The 19836-nt window shown below is 34.8% G+C and carries 16 protein-coding genes; 9 read left to right on the top strand and 7 right to left on the bottom strand.

Going from position 1 to position 19836, the window contains the following annotated elements:
* Positions 1 to 8: 8 nt before the first annotated feature.
* From ACSVH9_RS03700 to ACSVH9_RS03685, 4 genes are all read left to right on the top strand, one after another.
* Complete coding sequence (locus ACSVH9_RS03700; RefSeq protein WP_438062543.1) at positions 9 to 1358, top strand: tetratricopeptide repeat protein; 1350 nt, start codon at positions 9 to 11, stop codon at positions 1356 to 1358.
* The gene (locus ACSVH9_RS03695; protein ID WP_438062542.1) at positions 1358 to 2131 is read left to right on the top strand and encodes a DUF4292 domain-containing protein; all 774 of its coding nucleotides are present in this window, start codon (positions 1358 to 1360) and stop codon (positions 2129 to 2131) included. Before ACSVH9_RS03700 ends, ACSVH9_RS03695 begins: the two co-directional genes overlap by 1 nt.
* 23 nt (positions 2132 to 2154) lie before the next feature.
* On the top strand, positions 2155 to 3378 hold the full coding sequence (locus ACSVH9_RS03690) for a murein hydrolase activator EnvC family protein (protein ID WP_438062541.1): 1224 nt from the start codon (positions 2155 to 2157) through the stop codon (positions 3376 to 3378).
* Positions 3379 to 3484: 106 nt separating this feature from the next.
* The gene (locus tag ACSVH9_RS03685) at positions 3485 to 4873 is read left to right on the top strand and encodes a murein hydrolase activator EnvC family protein (RefSeq protein ID WP_438062540.1); all 1389 of its coding nucleotides are present in this window, start codon (positions 3485 to 3487) and stop codon (positions 4871 to 4873) included.
* A 10-nt stretch (positions 4874 to 4883) separates the two neighbouring features.
* On the opposite strand, the gene ACSVH9_RS03680 is transcribed toward ACSVH9_RS03685, so the two are convergent.
* From ACSVH9_RS03680 to ACSVH9_RS03670, 3 genes are read right to left on the bottom strand one after another with little or no spacing between them, the layout of a single operon-like run.
* The gene (locus ACSVH9_RS03680; RefSeq protein ID WP_438062539.1) at positions 4884 to 5837 is read right to left on the bottom strand and encodes a transglutaminase family protein; all 954 of its coding nucleotides are present in this window, start codon (positions 5835 to 5837) and stop codon (positions 4884 to 4886) included.
* 5 nt (positions 5838 to 5842) lie between these two features.
* Entirely contained in the window at positions 5843 to 6796 is a 954-nt protein-coding gene (locus tag ACSVH9_RS03675) for an alpha-E domain-containing protein (protein WP_438062538.1), read from the bottom strand.
* Between the two features lie 60 nt (positions 6797 to 6856).
* On the bottom strand, positions 6857 to 8293 hold the full coding sequence (locus tag ACSVH9_RS03670) for a circularly permuted type 2 ATP-grasp protein (protein WP_438062537.1): 1437 nt from the start codon (positions 8291 to 8293) through the stop codon (positions 6857 to 6859).
* Between the two features lie 300 nt (positions 8294 to 8593).
* On the opposite strand from ACSVH9_RS03670, the gene ACSVH9_RS03665 reads away from it, so the two are divergent.
* Entirely contained in the window at positions 8594 to 9349 is a 756-nt protein-coding gene (locus ACSVH9_RS03665) for a lysophospholipid acyltransferase family protein (protein WP_438062536.1), read from the top strand.
* Between the two features lie 191 nt (positions 9350 to 9540).
* Here the strand turns inward: ACSVH9_RS03665 and recA are convergent, their stop codons facing one another.
* From recA to ACSVH9_RS03645, 4 genes are all read right to left on the bottom strand, one after another.
* Positions 9541 to 10548: a recombinase RecA gene (recA, locus tag ACSVH9_RS03660; protein WP_342692656.1), complete on the bottom strand. Its 1008-nt coding sequence runs from the start codon at positions 10546 to 10548 to the stop codon at positions 9541 to 9543.
* Positions 10549 to 10728: 180 nt separating this feature from the next.
* Positions 10729 to 11238: an acyl-CoA thioesterase gene (locus ACSVH9_RS03655; RefSeq protein ID WP_342692566.1), complete on the bottom strand. Its 510-nt coding sequence runs from the start codon at positions 11236 to 11238 to the stop codon at positions 10729 to 10731.
* A 26-nt stretch (positions 11239 to 11264) separates the two neighbouring features.
* Positions 11265 to 11648: a DoxX family protein gene (locus tag ACSVH9_RS03650; RefSeq protein ID WP_438062535.1), complete on the bottom strand. Its 384-nt coding sequence runs from the start codon at positions 11646 to 11648 to the stop codon at positions 11265 to 11267.
* 5 nt (positions 11649 to 11653) lie between these two features.
* Complete coding sequence (locus ACSVH9_RS03645; RefSeq protein ID WP_438062534.1) at positions 11654 to 12802, bottom strand: ATP-binding protein; 1149 nt, start codon at positions 12800 to 12802, stop codon at positions 11654 to 11656.
* A 353-nt stretch (positions 12803 to 13155) separates the two neighbouring features.
* Here ACSVH9_RS03645 and ACSVH9_RS03640 point away from each other — a divergent pair, with 353 nt between their 5' ends.
* The 4 genes from ACSVH9_RS03640 to ACSVH9_RS03625 all read left to right on the top strand — a co-directional run bounded on the left by ACSVH9_RS03640 (position 13156) and on the right by ACSVH9_RS03625 (position 19793).
* The gene (locus ACSVH9_RS03640) at positions 13156 to 13596 is read left to right on the top strand and encodes a hypothetical protein (protein ID WP_438062533.1); all 441 of its coding nucleotides are present in this window, start codon (positions 13156 to 13158) and stop codon (positions 13594 to 13596) included.
* Positions 13597 to 13700: 104 nt separating this feature from the next.
* The gene (locus ACSVH9_RS03635) at positions 13701 to 14993 is read left to right on the top strand and encodes a hypothetical protein (RefSeq protein ID WP_438062532.1); all 1293 of its coding nucleotides are present in this window, start codon (positions 13701 to 13703) and stop codon (positions 14991 to 14993) included.
* A 95-nt stretch (positions 14994 to 15088) separates the two neighbouring features.
* Entirely contained in the window at positions 15089 to 16579 is a 1491-nt protein-coding gene (locus ACSVH9_RS03630) for a gliding motility-associated C-terminal domain-containing protein (RefSeq protein WP_438062531.1), read from the top strand.
* Position 16580: 1 nt separating this feature from the next.
* Positions 16581 to 19793: a PorP/SprF family type IX secretion system membrane protein gene (locus ACSVH9_RS03625; protein WP_438062530.1), complete on the top strand. Its 3213-nt coding sequence runs from the start codon at positions 16581 to 16583 to the stop codon at positions 19791 to 19793.
* The last annotated feature ends 43 nt before the right edge of the window (positions 19794 to 19836 follow it).

Raw genomic sequence — 19836 nt, 5'->3', positions numbered from 1 at the left:
AAAGTAAAATGAATCGTAGCATTGTAGCAATCTTAGTTATGGGATTCTTTGGAATTCCAACTTTCGTTCAGGCACAAGCTGAACCGGAAGAGATTGCTATGGCTACCAACGAATTTCAAGATTCTTTTTATGAAGCATTAAAGCAAAAGGGAATAGAGAATTATGATAAAGCTATTGTATCTCTTGAAAAATGCTTAAAATCGCAACCCGATGATGCCGCGGTACATTATGAGTTGGGCAAAAATTATTTAGCATTAAAAAATTATGAAAGTGCTTATGCTTCTTTCGAAAAAGCAACGAGTATCGATCCAAAAAATAAATGGTTTTGGGTTGGAATGTACGATGTGACGTATGCCACCAAATCGTATACTCAAGGAATTTTGGTGCTTCAAAAGTTAATTCCATTGGATCCAAATTTTAAAGAAGATTTGGTGACTTTGTATATGGCTACGAACCAATACGACAAAGCTTTGGAATTAATCAACCAATTGAATGAGTCGGTTGGAAAAACAGATCAACGAGAAGCCTATAAAGCACGAATTTTATCGCAAGGGAAATATCAAAATACTGAAATTGAGCATTTGATTGGACAGATTGAAAAATTTCCGAAAGAGGAATCCAATTATATTGACTTGATCTATCGCTATTCCAAAAATAATGAAGTAGAAAAAATGCTCGAAGTAGCCAAAAAGTTAGAACGAGAAATTCCTACTTCGGAGTGGGCGCAAGTGAGTTTGTTTAAATTTCATATCGAGAAAAATGATGGACCGAAAGCGGTTCAATCGATGAATGTAGTTTTGGCGAGTAAAAAAATCGACACTAAAATAAAGCATCGGGTATTGAATGAGTTTTTACTTTTCGCTGGAAAAAATCCACAATACGATGCTGATTTAGAAAAAGCAATTACAATGTTGGAGGCTGATCCAACGGTTCCTGTTGCCAAAGAAGTTGGTAATTTTTATTACAACAAAAAACAATGGGAAAAGGCAGCAAAATATTATGAAAAGGCATTAGCCACAGATTCTAATTTGCCACTAGAAACGCCTATCTTGTTGCTACAATCTTACACCGAAATGAAACAATTTGAGGTATTGTCCAAAAAGGCACAATCCTTGTTAGAGCGTTATCCATCGCAACCTCATTTTTATTATTATGCTGGTTTGGGATACAACCAATTACAACAATTTAAAAAAGCAAAAGATGTTTTAGAAACTGGAATAGATTATGTGATTGAGAATCCAGTTTTAGAAGCTAATTTTTATATTCAATTAGGCGAAACATTTAATGGTCTTGGAGATATGGCTAAAAAAGATTTCTTTTTTTCCAAAGCCAATCAATTAGTAAAAGAAAAGAAATAATGAAGAAATACGGATTACTTTTTGTTCTCATAACACTGATTTCTTGTAAATCTAAGTCGGGTGTGGTGATGACTGTACCAAAAGAAAATAAGAATACTACTAATTCTGTCATCGAAAAATTATACCAAAACAAAAATGATTTTTCGACTTTGTACATCAAATCTAGTGCGAATTACGCTGATGAAAAGATGTCACAAAATGTTACGGCTGAGATTAAGATAAAAAAAGATGAACAAATATTAGTGAGTGTTCGTTTTTTGGGAATTACTATGGCCAAAGCGTTAATTACTCCAGAAGGAGTAAGCTATTACGAGAAAATTAATGGGAGTTATTTTGAAGGCGATTTTAAAGGTTTAAGCCAGTGGCTTGGAACTGATTTGGATTATTCGAAAATTCAAAATTTGTTAGTAGGACAAGCCATAGACGATTTGACGAAAGGCAAATATAAAGAAACGCTTGAGGCAAATCAAAAGTATAAATTAGAAGATTTGTCTAATGAGAATACCCAAAAATCTTTTTTTATTGATGCCTTAAAATTCGTTCTTCAGAAGCAAGAAATTGCCCAAGCCAAAGAGGGTAGAAGTATAGAAGTTGCTTATGGTAATTTTGAGCAATATACAAATGTAGCTTTACCTTCTAATGTTCAAATAGTAGCGCTACAACCTAAAGGGAAAACCGAAATTAAACTCAATTATAACACCATAACTGTAAACGAAGCACTTTCTTTTCCATATAGTGTCCCAAGTGGGTATAAAAGAATTTTAATTAAGTAAATTTGAATCCAAACATTTTTGATATGCCAAAATTTCTCCTAAGTATACTTTTCTTGTGTTTGACTTCATTGGTTTGGGGGCAGGAATCGCAGCAAGAAAAATTAGAACAACGCAAAGCACAGATTCTTCAAGAAATTAGAGAAAATGAAAGTCAATTGCAGTCGGTTAAGAAAAAAGAAAAATCGGCAGTAACGGTGGTAATGTTGCAAGCCAACAAAATCAAATTGCAAGAAAAGTTAATTAAGACCACTGAAAAGCAAGCCAAGGTTTTAGGAAATGATATGTACATTAATCAAGTTAAAATTAATAAACTAAAAAAAGAATTAGAAGTACTCAAAGAAGATTATGCTCGAATGATTGTCAAATCCTATAAAAGCAGATCCGAAGAGAGTAGAGCAATGTTTTTGTTGTCCTCTGAAAATTTCTTGCAAGCCTACAAGCGTGCGCAATATATGAAGCAGTATTCGAGTTTTCGAAAAATGCAAGGAGAAGAAATCAAATCCAAATCACTCGAATTACAAGACTACAACGGCCGTTTAGCTATTCAGAAAAAGGAAAAGCAAAAGATTATTGCCGAAAGAGAAAAAGAGCGTTTAGCATTAGAAAAACAAAAGAAAGAACAATTGCGTTTGGTCAATGCCATCAAGAAAGACAAAAACAAAATTATGGCTGCGATTCGTAAAAAACAATCCGAAACCAAAGCCATAGACCGTCAGATTGATCGATTGATTAGAGAAGCCATTGCCGAAGCTAACAGAAAAGCGGCTAAAGACGGAACAGCGACAGGTGGCTCGTCCTCAAGAATAGCATTAACAGCTGAGGCTAAAGTTTTGGCCGATAACTTTAGAGCCAATAAAGGCAAGTTACCTTGGCCAGTAGAAAAAGGCTTTGTCTCCTTGGGATATGGTAAACAGCCTCATCCAGTCTATCCAACTCTTGTAATCAACAATAGTGGTGTAGAGATTACTACAGATACAGGAGCTTATGCACGATCTGTTTTTGCCGGTGAAGTAACGAATATTATGGTTCTTTCTCCGGTAAATAAAGCGGTAATGATTCAGCACGGAGATTGTTTTACGGTATACCAAAACTTGAGTTCTGTATCGGTTTCTAAAGGAGATAAAGTGGGGATTAAACAAAATTTAGGAAAAATTAGAACCAATAGCGATGGGAAAACGGTACTTAAATTTACCATCTCTCAAAATGCTACATATAACAATCCTGCGAGTTGGTTGTACAATATGTAATCATTTTTTAAGTTATACTAAAAGCACTATTTTCTCTTAAGATTAGATAGTGCTTTTTTTAATTCTACTTTAGAAATAACTATTTTTGCAAAAAAAATAAAGCTACATGCCTAAGTCTCTTTTTAGTTTAGTATTACTTGGTTTTACCACTTTTGTATTTGCTCAAAAATCCCAACAGGAAAATCTAGAACTCCGAAAAGCTAAGATTCAAAAAGAGATTATTGATAACGAAAAGAAGTTACTGACCGTAAAAAAGAAAGAAAAAACGGCCGTTGAAGTAATGGATTTGCAGACGAAAAAAATAAAACTCAAAGAGACTTTAATTCAAACTACCGAGAAACAAACGCAATTGTTGAGCAATGATATGCAGGCCAACGAGTTGAAAATTGACCGTTTGGACAATGAATTGAATTTGCTAAAAGTAGATTATGCTGAGATGATTCTAAAATCCTACAAGAGTCGTTCAGAAGAGAGTAAAGCCATGTTTATTTTATCGTCTTCCAGTTTTTTACAAGCTTATAAACGTTTGCAATACATGAAGCAATATGCTAGTTATCGCAAAACACAAGGCAAAGAAATTGAACTCAAATCAAAAGAGTTAATGAGCTATTATGAACAGTTAAAAGCTCAAAAAATTCAAAAAGAACGCCTTATTGCCGAAAACGAAAAAGATAAAAAGTCCTTAGAGGTAGCCAAAAATGAACAACAAAAGATTGTGCTTTTGCTTCAAAAAGACAAAAGTAAAATTGTAGCGGACATTAAAAAGAAACAACAACAGGCCCGTGCTATTGATAGAGAAATCGACAGATTAATTCGTAAAGCTATAGCCGAGGCTAATAGAAAAGCAGCTTTAGCTAGAGCCGCAAAAGAAAAAGCACTCAAAGAAAAAGTTGCCAAAGAGAAGGCTTTAGCCGATAGATTGGCAAAGGAAAAAGCTTTGGCAGAGAAATCAAAAAGTGCTAGTAAGAAAGATACTAAAACGAAAGAAACAGTGGTTCCTGTTAAAGACAATCCTTCAAAAGCGGTAGCCATTGCACCCGTTTCGTCTACAGTAATGGAATTGACCTCAGAAAGCAAATTGGTTTCTGATAATTTTAAGGCTAACAAAGGTAGATTACCTTGGCCTGTTGATAAGGGAACCGTTTTTTTAGGTTTTGGCACACAAGCTCACCCGGTTTACAAAACCCTAACCATCCAAAATAGTGGATTGTCTATTGCGACTTATAATGGCGCTCATGCAAGAGCAGTTTTTGCAGGAGAAGTATTTTCGGTTATTGCTATTTCAAATAACAAAGCGGTGATGATTCAGCATGGCGATTATTTTACCGTGTACCAAAACTTGAGTACAATAAATGTAAGTAAGGGAGATAAAGTAACTACAAAGCAAAGTTTGGGAACCATTCGTACCAATTCTGACGGCAAGACCATTTTGAAATTCACTTTATGCCAAAACGTACATTATGTCAATCCAAAACCTTGGTTGTCTCCTAAGTAATCGACTAATTTTATTGTTGCTGCTGTTGCTGTTGTAACAAATCAATGTAGTTCAGTTGTTCTTGGACTTCAGAGGATATTTCTTGTAGTTGTACATCATTGATTTCTTCAAATTGGCGACCATCTTCATAACCAATCGATACGCATACAGATAGCGTTTGTCTGGCCAATCCTTTAAAAGTTCCTTTGACAGGAGTACAGTCATAAAAATTTCTTCCTACCGAAAGTTTAACATGATTGTCCATAGTCCAGATGTTGTTGGTAGGGTCTAAGCCCAGCCATCCTTGTGTAGGTGTGAAAAATTCGACCCAAGCGTGAGTGGCACCTTCTCCTCTTAGACCGCTTTCGTTGGGACAAATATAGCCACTTACATAGCGTGCAGGAATTCCAGCTGTTCGAAGTAGCTGAAGCAATACATGTGCAAAATCTTGGCAAACTCCTTTTTTGATATTAACGATTTCGTCTACTGTAGTTTCGATATTAGTGATGCCTTTTGTGTAGGTAAAATTCTCAAAAATATATTGATTACACTTTTGGGCTATGGCTACGACAGATTGTTCGTCTGAAAGAATGGGATGTAGTATTGCTCTAATGGCCTCTTGATTTTCTATTGCTTCGGGATAACTCAAGCGTAAAAGTGTAATGCTATCGTTTTTGAATGGAACCAAATCATCAATAGTTGTAGTGTCTATTTTTGGTATTTTCAGAGAATGATTTACTCTGACCAGCATTCTTGATTCTATGACCATTTCACTATGCGCATCAAGTGTATTGAAGTTCCCCACATGATTACCATAATAGTCCTTGGAGATTTTTACCTCTGGATTTTGCGTAATCAAAAGTTGGTGTTCTAATACGTCTTGGTTTTCAAAATTGTGAGGGAATAGACGAATTTCATTAATACTTTCCTTGATTGGCCAATTGTATTGGTATTTTGTGATATGAACTATTTTAAATATTGCCATTGGGTTTAGGTATAGGAAAAGAATAATTTTGAAAAGTCTGTCGAGAATTGATTGAGTTGAACTCTAGTTGTATGAAGTACTTCTTCTAATTGTTGATTGTTAAGGTGGTGATAATCGGTATATTCAACATAACTTTTGAGTCGTCCAAATTGATTATGCAACGACCTGGCTTCGCTTAGGGTATTATCTTTAAATAAATTATCTAGATATACGCCAATTAAGTCTAAGGTATAGATTACAGAATGGGCAAAATCACGGTTAAATATTACTTGTTGTACTACTTTTCGGTTATGAGGAATGTTACTGTAACTTTTTAAATAAAGTTCATATCCAGACAAAGAGAGGAGCAATCTTCTCCAATACATTAAATCTTCATTACTTTCTAAGTCGTAATTTATGGGTGAAAAATACGCTTGAGTCATTGATATCGTTTGTAAACAACGTTCAATATGTTTGCCAATACTCGAAAAGCACCAACCCAAACCTCTTGGCATCGTTACTTGTAAAATACCATTGTATAGTAGCAAGTCTTTGTTGAGTTTTGTCACAATATTCAAAGCATCTGATGTTTCTAATTTTTTAGGCAATTCAGGAGAGTTCATATAATGGTACATTGAATTGATGTGTTCCCAAAGTTCTTTCGTTATTTTATCTTGTGAACCCCTTGCATTTTCTCTGGTTTTAATAACCAAATTTTTCACAGAATTCAGGTTGGAATTGTCGCAGATAATATATTTCAAAACAAAATTAGTGTCGTTTTGAACCGCTAAGATTTGTTCATTAGACAAATCGGTATAGTATTCTAAAAGAGGTCTATAGCCTTGACAATCTTCGCTTTCTTTGTCAAAAGACAAAATATAGCAAGTATTTAGTGTGAGCAGCATTCCATCTGTTCTCTCCATATAGCGGTTGAGCCAAAACATCGAATCCGCTACTCTACTGAGCATGTTTACTTTCATATGCAATTTTTTAGTTGGCTATTGTGTTTTGTTTTAAGCTTGCCAATGCATCTTTTTTCTTTATTTTATAATCCAAGTGTCTTTACTTCCGCCACCTTGTGAAGAGTTTACGACTAAAGAACCTTCGGTTAATGCTACGCGCGTTAAACCTCCTGGTACAATTTGAATTCCTTTTGGGCCACACAAAGCAAATGGTCTTAAATCAACATGGCGTAGTTTTAATTCACCATCTATGAAACAAGGCACGGTGCTTAATTGGATAATGGGTTGAGCGATGAAATTTCTTGGATTTGCAGTGATGGCAATTTTCGCATCGTCTAGTTCTTGTTGACTAGCTTTGTTTCCCATAATCATTCCATAACCTCCACTTTGATTGGTTTCTTTGATTACCATATTTTCCATATCGGAAAAAACCATTTCTCTTTCTTCTAAATTTTCCATTTGATAAGTAGGAACGTTTTTAAGAATTGGTTCTTCGTTTAGATAGTACTGAATCATTTGTGGTACATAAGCGTATACGGCCTTGTCGTCGGCAACACCGTTTCCAACCGCATTTACTAGTGCAACATTACCTTCTCTATACGCACTTATTAATCCTGGCACACCCAATGTACTATCTGGTTTAAATACCAATGGGTCTAAGTAATCATCGTCTAAACGTCTATAAATCACATCTATTTGTTGTAGTCCAGAAGTGGTTTTCATATAAACTTTATTATTGTTTACTACCAAGTCTCGTCCTTCAACTAATGGGATACCCATTTGTCTTGCCAAGAAAGTGTGCTCGTAGTAAGCAGAATTATAGACTCCAGGTGTTAGGAGTACTACTGTTGGATTCGAAATGTTCCTTGGGGATAGAGAGACAAGTATGTTGTGAAATATCATCGGATAGTTTCCAACCATACTCACTTTATTTGAGGTAAGCATGTCTGGAAAAATTCGTTTCGTAATTTCTCTATTTTCTAGCATGTAACTCACACCACTCGGACATCTCAGATTGTCTTCTAGGACATAGAATTCTCCTTTTTTTCCTCTTATTAAATCTATTCCAGCTATATGTACGTGGATATTGTGGGGTACTTTTATACCATGTACTTCTTGAATGTAATGTGGACATGATGCAATTAATGAAGCCGGAATTATGTCATCTTTTATGATATTTTGCTCCCCATAAATGTCTTCTAAAAAATAGTTTAATGCCTTTAATCGTTGTTTAATCCCATTTTCTACTTCATCCCATTCTTTTTTGGTTATAATTCTGGGTATAATATCAAAAGGGAAAATCCTTTCTATTCCTTGGTTATCATCAGTGTATACCGTAAAAGTTATACCTTGATTCATAAATAAATCAGAAGCTTGTTTCTGTTTGTCGTTTAGTGTTTGTTGATTCAGACTTTGTAATGCTTCTAAAACTTGTCTATAGGAATCTCTAACGCCATGTTGTGAAAACATTTCATCCCATGCGTTTTGGCTTAATTTTGGGGTCAAATTTACCATAGTTTCAAGTGTTATATATTCATTAAAATATACAATTTAACATATTATTTATATCATTTTAGCTAAAATATTAATTATTATTTACACAAAAACCGTTTAAAGTTCTTTAATCTGAATTTTTGTCAAATTCTATATTTGCTTAGTTTTTTTTGATGATTTGAATAAAATTTGAATCCTTTTTTGTAAAATGTGAGTTTTAGAAATTGAACTTTTTTTTACCATTTTCGTTTCATTCTTTGCATTTCAATTTCGTTAAAATAGTTTCTTGGTAATTAGGAAGTATTCCTTACTTTTGAAACTATGAGAATTTTGAAAGTATTTTTTTGGATTGTTTGGAGGATTTGGTTTTACATTTTGATGGCCATTCCAATTTTGATAATGTTTCCTTTTTTGGTTATTTCCATTCTGACTGAAAGTGGGTATCCTTATTTTTTTATGATGGCTCGTATTTGGGCAAAGGTTATTTTGTTCGGAATGGGTTTTAGTTATAAAGTAAATCAAGAACCTGTTTTAGAAGCAAAGACGAGTTACATGATTGTAGCGAATCACACCTCGATGGTTGATATCATGTTGATGTTGGCTATCATAAAAAATCCATTTGTTTTTGTTGGAAAGCAAGAATTATCTAAAATCCCTTTATTTGGATTTTTCTACAAAAGAACTTGTATACTTGTAGATAGAGGTTCCGCTAAAAGTAGGAGGGATGTTTTTGAAGCGGCCCAACAAAGGATTAAAAGAGGATTGAGTGTTTGTATTTTTCCTGAAGGAGGTGTTCCAGATGATGAATCAATAATATTAGACGAGTTTAAAGATGGCGCATTTCGATTAGCTATCGAACACCAAATTCCTATCTTACCTATAACTTTCCCAGATAATAAAAAGCGTTTTTCTTATACTTTTTTTAGTGGGAGTCCAGGATTGATGAGGGCACATATCCATTCTGTTGTTGATACGGAGGGTTTGACAAGTGAGGCTAGAAAAGAAATTAAGGAAAAAGTCCGTACAATTATTTTAAACAAACTTACGGATTTTGAAATGTCCCAAGGTAAATACTAAGTTTTTTCTTAGTTTTATTCTTCTTTATTTTTAAATATTTCGATACAGCATCCAATTTTTTTTAAATATCCGATTCTCAGGGACTTTAAAAATAAGTTTTTTCTTTCTTTTATAAAAAACGCACTATAAAAAAAGCTATTTATTCCTATAAAAAAGGGGAATAGATAGCTTTTTAGATTTTTTTGAAAGGATTATTCGTTAGCCAATTCTTTGATATGTGCTTTTATTTTTACTTCCAATTCGTCTGCTAATTCTGGATTATCTTTGATGAGTGTTTTTACAGCATCGCGACCTTGTCCTAGTTTGGTTTCTCCATAGCTAAACCATGATCCCGCTTTTTTAATAATTTCGAATTCAACGGCAAGATCTAGAATTTCTCCAGTTTTAGAAATTCCTTCACCATACATAATATCAAACTCTGCTACTTTGAACGGTGGTGCAACTTTGTTTTTTACAATTTTAACTTTGGTTCGGTTTCCTAAAACATTTTCCCCGTCTTTAATTTGAGTAGAACGACGAATGTCTAAACGAACGGAAGCATAAAATTTCAAAGCATTACCACCTGTTGTTGTTTCTGGGTTACCAAACATTACACCAATTTTCTCTCTTAATTGGTTGATGAAAAACACAGTACAATGTGTTTTGCTAATAGTTCCTGTTAACTTTCTTAAGGCTTGTGACATCAAACGAGCATGTAAACCCATTTTTGAATCTCCCATTTCGCCTTCAATCTCACTTTTTGGAGTCAAGGCAGCAACAGAGTCAATTACTACAATGTCAATTGCACCAGAACGAATTAAATTCTCAGCAATTTCAAGCGCTTGTTCTCCGTTGTCAGGTTGAGAAATGATAAGGTTTTCAATATCAACTCCCAGTTTTTCAGCATAATTTCTGTCAAAAGCATGTTCTGCATCTATAAAAGCTGCAATTCCACCAGCTTTTTGTGCTTCAGCTATGGCGTGTAATGTTAGTGTGGTTTTACCTGAAGATTCAGGTCCAAAAATTTCGATGATCCTTCCTTTTGGATATCCGTTAACTCCCAAGGCTAAGTCTACACCTAATGAACCTGAAGAAATTGTTTCCACTTCTTCAATGGCTTTATCGCCCATCTTCATTACAGTACCTTTTCCGTAGGTTTTATCTAATTTGTCAAGCGTTAATTGTAACGCTTTTAATTTGGCTTCTTTGTCTGAACTCATCTTTTCTTTCATCTAAATTTTTGGGTTTATAACTAATTATAGGCGTATAGGTTACTACTATTTAAGGTAATAACGAGTGGGTTGTTTTTTACAAGTTTAGGTAAAAATACACTTTTTTTTTATGCTAATAAAGCTGTCTTTTAGTATTCTAATAAAAAAAAATAATACTACTACTATTTATTAATTGAATAAGGCTTTCAATTCTGTAGCATCATGAGGATTCATTTTTCCTGCGAGTACCAAACTTAATTGTTTTCTTCTCAAAGCGGCATCAAATCGTTGTTTCTCTAATTCTGTTTCTGGAATAATTGGAGCAACTTCTACGGGTCTTCCAGTATCGTCAACGGCTACAAATGTGTAGATACCTTCGTTTGCTTTATTGCGTTGGCCGGATTCTCGGTCTTCAATCCAAACATCTATATATATTTCCATTGAGCTTTTGAATGATCTAGAGATTTTCGCTTCAACGGTAACTACGCTGCCAATAGGAACTGCTCTATTGAAGGCGACGTGATTTACAGAAGCCGTTACCACTATTCTTCTAGAATGTCGGCGTGCAGCAATACTGGCCGCGCGATCCATACGTGCTAATAATTCTCCACCAAAGAGGTTGTTTAATGGATTGGTTTCGCTTGGTAAAACTAGGTCGGTTAAAATGGTTAGAGATTCTGATGGATGTTTTGGAATCATATAAGTAAAAATAAAATTGTGTTGAATTAATTGAGCCAGTATACGGCTATAACTGCTGGAATGAAATAGATTACTATTGTTCTTGCTCCGTCATAATCTTTCGCTAGACGTTGACCGAACAGTAACATCAATAGGGTAATACTAGAAAACAGGGCGCCATAGTATCCGTAAAGTTTTCCATTGGTTAAGTACAGTTCTATACTGCCAACAATACATAATATTCCAGAGATCATTTCTAGGAGTAATACGTGTGCAAGTGCTAGTGGGACTTGATTTTTTAAAGGGGTTTTAGAAAAATGTTCTTTTAACCAACTTACATTATCTTTCCAGTAAAATATTTTATCGTATCCAGATTGAATAAATGTAATAGCTAAAAAAACTAATAATAGCATTGAGGCTGTGTTGTTCATAATGGTTATTTTTTATGAATTAATCGGGTTAATTGAATGGACACATCTGTTAATATGATTTTTGCATTTCCATTTCTTTCAATATGATACAATGCCTCTGAAAGGGTATTGAAAATAGCATTGATATTATTACCATGAATAAAAGGAGCAAAATTTTCTAATTTAAATTTTTCCATTTTAGGTTCAAAATAGACTAGCTCTTTAGCCTGATAATTGAGTAGCAAAGCCTGTCTGAAAAATTCGATACAGTATTCTAAAAACTTTTTTTGTTTTTCCCTACCTAATTGTGCAATCTGTTCACTCCATTGTATTAAATCTTGAATCGCGGCAGCATTTCCTTTTGCTTTAAAAGCAGCTCTAACCCAAACAACAAACCATTCCTCAAAAACCAAATCATCGCCATCTTGATGCAATAGATGGAGGGCTTTATTGTAATTTCCTTGAGCTTGATGTGCTAGATTTTGTGCTGATTTTTGATCTAATTTATGTTGATGTAGTAATGCGTCCATTATAATCTCCTCAGGAACACCATTAAAATGGATGGCTTGGCATCTCGAGCGAATAGTAGAGATTATTGCTTCCTCATTCTCAGTTATCAATAAAAAAATTGTTTTTTCAGGTGGTTCCTCTAAAAGCTTTAGTAATTTATTGGCTGCAGCAGTATTCATTTTGTCGGCCATCCAAACAATCATTACTTTGTGTCCGCCTTCATACGATTTTAGCGCCAAAGATTTAAGGATTTCTTGAGCATCATCTACTCTGATTTCACCTTGTTTGTTTTGGACGCCTAAAAAAGAATACCAGTCCAAAAGATTACCATATGGATTTTTAGTAACAAATTCTCTCCATTCTGTTATGAAATCAATACTTTTGGGCTTGCTTTTAACCTCTTCGGTACTTACTGTTGGATATATAAAATGAAGATCTGGATGGGCTAAATTTTGAAATTTCAAATTACAACTTTCATTTCCATTTGTATTCTCTCCATTTGTATTTGAACACAAAATGTATTGTGCGTAGGCAATAGCTATTGGTAAAGTACCGCATCCTTCTGGCCCTATAAATAATTGAGCGTGAGGAATTCTACCAGTGTCTGCACTTTTGATCAAATGTGCTTTAATGGGGTGTTGTCCTAGTATAGATGAAAATTGCATAAAGCAAAGATAATAGAAATTGATTGAGACCGAAATTTTATATAATAATCTTTAAATAGAATCCAATTGGTCTTGTAAATCAGCTTTTTGTATTTGTAAATATTTACTGTTATTAACATTTTTAAGATGTTAAAATTTAAGTATTTTTAAACAACAATCTTATTAAATCTTGTTTTGTGTATTACGTATAAACACCTGTTAATTAATGCTTTAAACTCTTGTTTTATCGATGAAATACACGTTTTTTTTTAATCTGTAATATTTTTTATTCATAAAATTATCGTAAAAAGTTGTGGGTTAAATTAATTTGTTTATTTTTGTTATTAACATTTTAATTAACAAAAAAGAAAAGCATGAAAGGGAAAATTATTTTTTTTGGGTTAGTATTATTTTTCGTGGTAGGTTTTGCATCAGCTCAAACTAAAGTACCACAAAGTATTATTAGTAGAACAGCTCTTGTTAAGAAGTATCACACAAAGCCTGAGTTAGAAAATTTACAAAAAGGGCCACTGTTAGAGTTGTATATTGAAAGAATTAAAGTTTTGGTTAAAACTTTGCCTTATATCGCTTTAGTAAGTAAGCCAGGAGTTACATTAACAGATTTAGGTATTCCAGAAGATGCAAATAACACTAAAGCATTAACTGTTCAATCAGATAGTATGAACGCATTTTTAGAGGTTACTGTTGAGTTCCAAAGAAAAATGGTTCCTTATGCAGATAAAGGAAATTTGATTTCAGCGATTTTGTTTTATGAAGAAACACTAAAGTCTTTAAACACTTTAGGAGAAAACTAGAACTAATGATTCTTAATTTAAGAATCATTAGTTGCCACAAAATCTTAAAGTCACTTTCATTTTGTTAGTGTCTAAATAACCCCACCCCACTAAATCTTAACCTTATGAAAAAAAGTTTTCAAATATTAGCATTGTTACTATTTGTAGCTTGTGGTGCTAATGCACAACAAGAGAAAGGTATCATAGGTTCTACAAATTGGTTGAGCAATTGGACTGAGTTCAAACCTGCAAAAGTAGATTATGGAGAGCCAAATCAAATTTTGGCTGGAAATATTTCTACCAATACCAAGTTGTTAAAAAAGAATGTGTACTTGTTACAAGGACCAGTCTATGTTGATAATAATGCAGTCTTGACTATTGAGCCAGGAACAGTGATTATTGGAGACTTTGATTCTGGGGCAGCATTAGTAATTACTAAGGGTGCTTCTATTGTTGCTGATGGTTTAGAAACCGATCCAATTGTATTTACCTCTAATCGTAGTGTTAAGAAAGCTGGTGATTGGGGAGGAATTGTAATTTTAGGAGATGCTCCAATCAATAAATTTGGCGGTGTAGCTTCCGTTAATTATGATTTAGATAATGCCTTGACGGTTTATGGTGGTAATAATCCTGTTGCTTCATCTGGAATTTTGCGATATGTTCGTATTGAGTACGCAGGTAAAAAAGTAAGAGGAAGCGGTAACTTCAATGGTTTATTTTTAGGAGGCGTTGGAAACAAAACTATCATTGAAAATGTGATGGTTAGCTTTTGTGCAGGAGACTCTTATGAAGTATATGGCGGAGATGTAGTAATGAATAAAATGGTTTCATTGAAAGCCAACGGAATTGACTACAAATTCAATTATGGTGTTCAATGTAAAATAGATAATTCATTGGCAATTCGCTCTTCTTATATTTCTAGCAATACTTCTGCATCAAGATGTTTTGATTTAGCTTCTTATGAGCAAAAAAGTGAAGTTGATTTTAATAAGAAACAAACCAATGTAGTTGCTACGAATCTTACATTCGTTAATGATAGTGGAGATTTAGCAGCTGATATGCAAAATGGTTTAATTAAAGACGCAGTACGTGTAGCTGAAAACACCTTTTTAGAATTAAAGAAAAGTGTTATTTCAGGTTTTAACCCTGCTGTAGTTTTGGATGCTAAAATGGAAGTTACAGCACCAAACTTGAAAAAAATTAAATTAGAACAATTGTACATTAATTTCTGTAAAGGAAATATTTTTACAGAGTTTAATCCTGAAAATGAGGAATTAGAGAACTGGTATGGTAATAGTGCTTTCTTTAATGTATATGATAAAAAGAATAACTCAGAAGCATTTATTGATTTCTCAAATGAGAAAAGACCTGATTTCAGATTAAGAATTTCAAAAATAACAGCTTCAAATAACAACTAGATTGTTTATTAAAAATAATGACTTTGGTTGCCCCCCAACAACCGAAGTTTTTATTTTTTTTTATTTAAAAACCTTGTAAAAACCAGATTTAAAGCATGAAAAGGTACAATAAGGTCTTTTTTTTGGTACAATTTTTTTTTTATTTAGTAATAGGGATTTCCCCATTTTTAAATAAACTTCAGGCACAAATAGCAATCGGAAAACCTACTTTCCTATTCACTCAGATTTGTGCTAATCCCTCATTCAATACTTTTGATGTTAACTTTAGTTTCACACCAACTAGTGGAATTACAGCTTCTAATCAATTTATTGTCGAGATGTCAGATGGTACTGGAAGTTTTGCTACACCTACAGTAGTGCATACTTCTGTAGCTGGAGCTATAACGACTTCGCCTGCCAAAATTACTTTTTCAGTTCCAGTTACGACTAGCGGAGAAGCTTACAGATTGCGTATTCGTAGTACTTCACCAGCGGCGACCAGTCAGCTTTCAAATCCTTTTCCAGCCTACTACAAGCCACAAGACAGTCAATTTACCATCAACAATAATATCTCTAATGTGGTATTTTGTTCTGGAGGTTCGTATGTACTTTCGATTGATAATCCAGGAACAGGAACCAATGATTCTCCTTTAAAATACCCAGGACTTACCTTTAATTGGTTTAGAGACAACGGACCAACAGTTTTACCTACAAAAGTCGCTTCTGCAACAGGAGGCACTTATACAGTAACCACTCCCGGAGTTTATTATGCAGAGACCAATTATGGAACATGTACTTCCGACTCTTATTCTAACCGTGTTACCGTAACTTCAGCTAGTTCTGGCGCAACAGCAATTATTACTTCTAGTTTGGGTAATCCTTTTTGTACTAGTCAAGGTCCAACAGTTTTGTCGGTTACCAAAGGGAATACTTATCAATGGTATAAGGACAATGTTGCTATTGCTAATGCAACTAATCAAACCTATTCAGTGACAACGCCTGGCCAATATAGTGTAAAAGTTAGCTTTGGAAGTTGTGATGCTAATGCAAGTATAGATTTGCAAGAAATCACGTTTTCAAGTAGCTTAAATGTTAATGCTACTAATGCAATAGTACCAGGTGAAAATCTTGATGTTATTGTTACAACTGCTGCTGTTAATCCAACTTACAAATGGTTTTTTAATGGGGTGCAAATTCCAAATGCTGGGACTAGTACTTATTCTGTTACTACAAAAGGGAGTTACAAAGTGGCTATTACACAACCTGGAAGTTGTACCGTAACGAAAGAGCTGTCTTTTGATGTAACCTATACTACCGATCCTAACCCATTTCCAGATGTACCTAATATTCCAAATATAATTAGCCCTAATGGAGATTTTATAAATGATACTTGGATTTTACCTTTAGATTATGTGAGTGGAACAGATACTGAGGTAATGATAATAAGTGCCTTAGGAGAAGTTGTTTTGCAAACTAAAGATTATCAAAATGATTGGCCGACAATCACTAGCCCTATTGATTTTAAAAACGTGAATCCCATTTATTATTATATTATCACAACACCAGATAAAAAGGTAAAAAAAGGATCAATAACTGTGATAAAATAATATGAAGAAAATTTTACTATTCATTGCTTTTTTTTATGGTATGCACCACGAACTCTATGCTCAAGCTGTACCAGCTGAGGATGGAGTTGTTTCGTTTTCACTTCCTATTCGTACTTCTTTAAAGTACAATCGTTTTGTAGTAAACCCTACTTTTAGTTTTGTACGTGAGCAAAACACTATCGCTAGTATATTTAGTAAAAGACAGTGGGTACAATTTGATAATGCTCCTACTACTTATTTTGCTAGTTATTCAGGTAGATTCTTAGAAAACGAAGGTGTTGGTTTAGGTGTTTTTAAGCAAAATTATGGTGTGCTTACAACTTTTGGTGCTTTAGCCAATTTTGCGCATAATGTAGTTTTAGAACAAGATAGTAATCTGACTTTTGGACTTAATTTAAGTGCTTATAAAAGCGGATTAGATGCAGGAAAAGTAATTGCCAATGGTGTATCCGATCCTTCTTTAAACACTATTCCTTCTAATTTTCTATTGACCGTAAGTCCTGGTATTAACTATGGAACTACTTTTTTTGATTTTGGTCTAGCTCTAAATAATATTGTAAGTTACAACTTCAGTACCTCTAACATGCTTCAGGATGACCCTGAAAAAGCGGTTCAAGCACATATTATGTACACAGGCTATTTGGACACTTATGGCTTTTTTGATAAAAGTAAATTTTCAACTTTAGTTCGATCTGAATTTAAAAAAGACAAAACGGTTCTTTCTGGATTAGCCATGTTTTCCATTCCGATGGGTGTTTGGGCACAGGCAGGTTATAATACATTATATGGCATTTCTGCAGGTATAGGAATGAACATTACTTCAAGTATATCTATTGAATATAATTTTGAGAAAGCTATGGGTGGTTTCGACGCTTTTGGCTCTTCACATGATATTGTTTTGGCATATAAGTTCAAAAACAAAACGTATTATTATGGTGACGATGAAGAAGAAGGCGCTTTAATTAAACCAAGTGAAGCACCTTCTAAGCCCTCTACTACTCAGCCTAAACAAAGTACTTTATTATCCCCTGTGGATAAAGCTAATTTAGAAGCGGCAAGAAAAGAAGCTCAAGCAGCTAGAGAACAAATGCGTTTGGCTAAATTAAAAGAGATAGCAGATGCTAAAGCGAAAGCAGAGGCTGATGCCAAAGCGAAATTAACTGCAGATGCTAAAGCAAAAGCAGATGCTGAAGCTGCACAAAAAGCAGCTCTTGAAAAAGAGCGATTGAACAAAGAACGATTAGCCGCAGAGGCGAAAGCCAAAGCTGATGCTGAAGCAAAAGCTAAAGCAGCCGCACCAACAGCAGCACAAAAAGCAGCTGCAGAAAAAGCCCGTTTGGCTAAGTTGGCTGCAGATGCTAAAGTAAAAGCTGATGCAGAAGCTCTAGAAAAAGCTGCAGAAGTTGAGCGTCAACGACAAGCTAAATTGGCCGCTGATGCCAAAGCTAAAGCAGATGCAGAAGCCGCACAAAAAGCAGCTGCTGAAAAAGCAAGATTGGCTAAGTTGGCAGCAGATGCTAAAGTGAAAGCAGATGCAGAAGCACAACAAAAAGCAGCAGCGGATGCGAAAGCGAAAGCCGATGCTGAAGCAGAGCGTTTACGTCAAGCGAAATTAGCAGCAGATGCTAAAGCCAAAGCAGATGCTGAAGCACAACAAAAAGCAGCAGCGGATGCAAAAGCTAAAGCGGATGCTGAAGCAGAACGTTTACGTCAAGAGAAATTAGCTGCAGATGCTAAAGCAAAAGCAGATGCTGAAGCCGCACAAAAAGCTGCAGCCGATGCGAAAGCTAAAGCTGATGCTGAAGCAGAACGTTTACGTCAAGAAAAATTAGCTGCAGATGCTAAAGCAAAAGCAGATGCTGAAGCCGCACAAAAAGCTGCAGCCGATGCGAAAGCTAAAGCTGATGCTGAAGCAGAACGTTTACGTCAAGAAAAATTAGCAGCAGATGCTAAAGCAAAAGCAGACGCAGAAGCCGCACAAAAAGCAGCAGCTGAAGCGAAAGCAAAAGCGGATGCTGAGGCAGAACGTTTACGCCAAGAGAAATTAGCAGCAGATGCCAAAGCCAAAGCAGATGCAGAAGCTGCACAAAAAGCAGTAGCGGATGCGAAAGCTAAAGCGGATGCTGAAGCAGAACGTTTACGCCAAGCGAAATTAGCCGCAGATGCTAAAGCAAAAGCTGATGCAGAAGCCGCACAAAAAGCAGCAGCTGAAGCGAAAGCCAAAGCGGATGCTGAAACAGAACGTTTGCGTCTAGCTAAATTAGCCGCGGATGCTAAAGCGATAGCCGATGCCGAAGCAGAGAAAATACGTTTGGCTAAAGTAGCGGCAGCAGCTCCTGTGGTTAAAGATGAAAGTGCCAAAGCAATAGATAATTTAGCGAAACAAGCTGAAGAATCTAGCAAAATGCAACAATCGTTAATCGCACAGTTGGATCAAAAAGTAGCCAACAAAGCGAAAGAGTTGCGAGACATGAAAGAGGAAAATGATTTGAGTGAGCAAGGTATTGTGAGAGAACCGCAAGAAATTAAGAGCACTTCAAATGATAATGCAGCTATTGAATCGTTGAAATCTCAAATCGCGGCCTTGAACAAAATGCAGGAGGATAACATTGCTAAAATCAAGAACTTGTTTGATGATCGTATCAAAAAAGGAGCTAGTCCAACTGATGCCTTGAGTGTAAGTTACTTAAAATCGATTGATCAATTAAAAGTGGAGCAAGCAGCGAGCGTTCAAAGCAATAGCAAATTGGTTCAAACTTTAGAGAATATTAAAGTAGCTGTTGAGATTGAGAAAAAACGTAGAATCAAACGTGCGAATTCGCTGAATGATACCGATCGATTGGCACAAGATCAAGCTACTTTGAAACGTATTAAAGAAACCACCAAAGTAAGTGCAACACCACTTAAAGAAAGTGATTTTGATTTTGGTGAAGAGCAATCGAACATGCAAATTATGAAGCGTGTATCGAATACACCTAGTGGCTATTATATGATTATGGCAGTACATAAAGATATTGCTAAACGTGACGCATTCTTAACGAAAGCGGTTGCTTCAGGAATGAAAAATGTTGCTTTCTATTATGATGCCAACACTAGTAGTTATTATATCTACAGTACGATGTTTGATAATTTGCAAGAAGCACAGCAAGAAATTAAAACAAAAGCAAGTAATCCATCTACTAGTAAAATGGTAATTATAAAAGTGGAGAATTAATGCTTAGAGGAATTAAAAACGGGAAAGTTGTCATCAAGAATTG

The organism is Flavobacterium sp. RSSB_23, from assembly GCF_051547145.1.
GTDB lineage: Bacteria > Bacteroidota > Bacteroidia > Flavobacteriales > Flavobacteriaceae > Flavobacterium.
The sequence above is the reverse complement of the archived record's forward strand: the minus strand, read 5'-3'. Positions and strand labels throughout refer to the sequence as shown.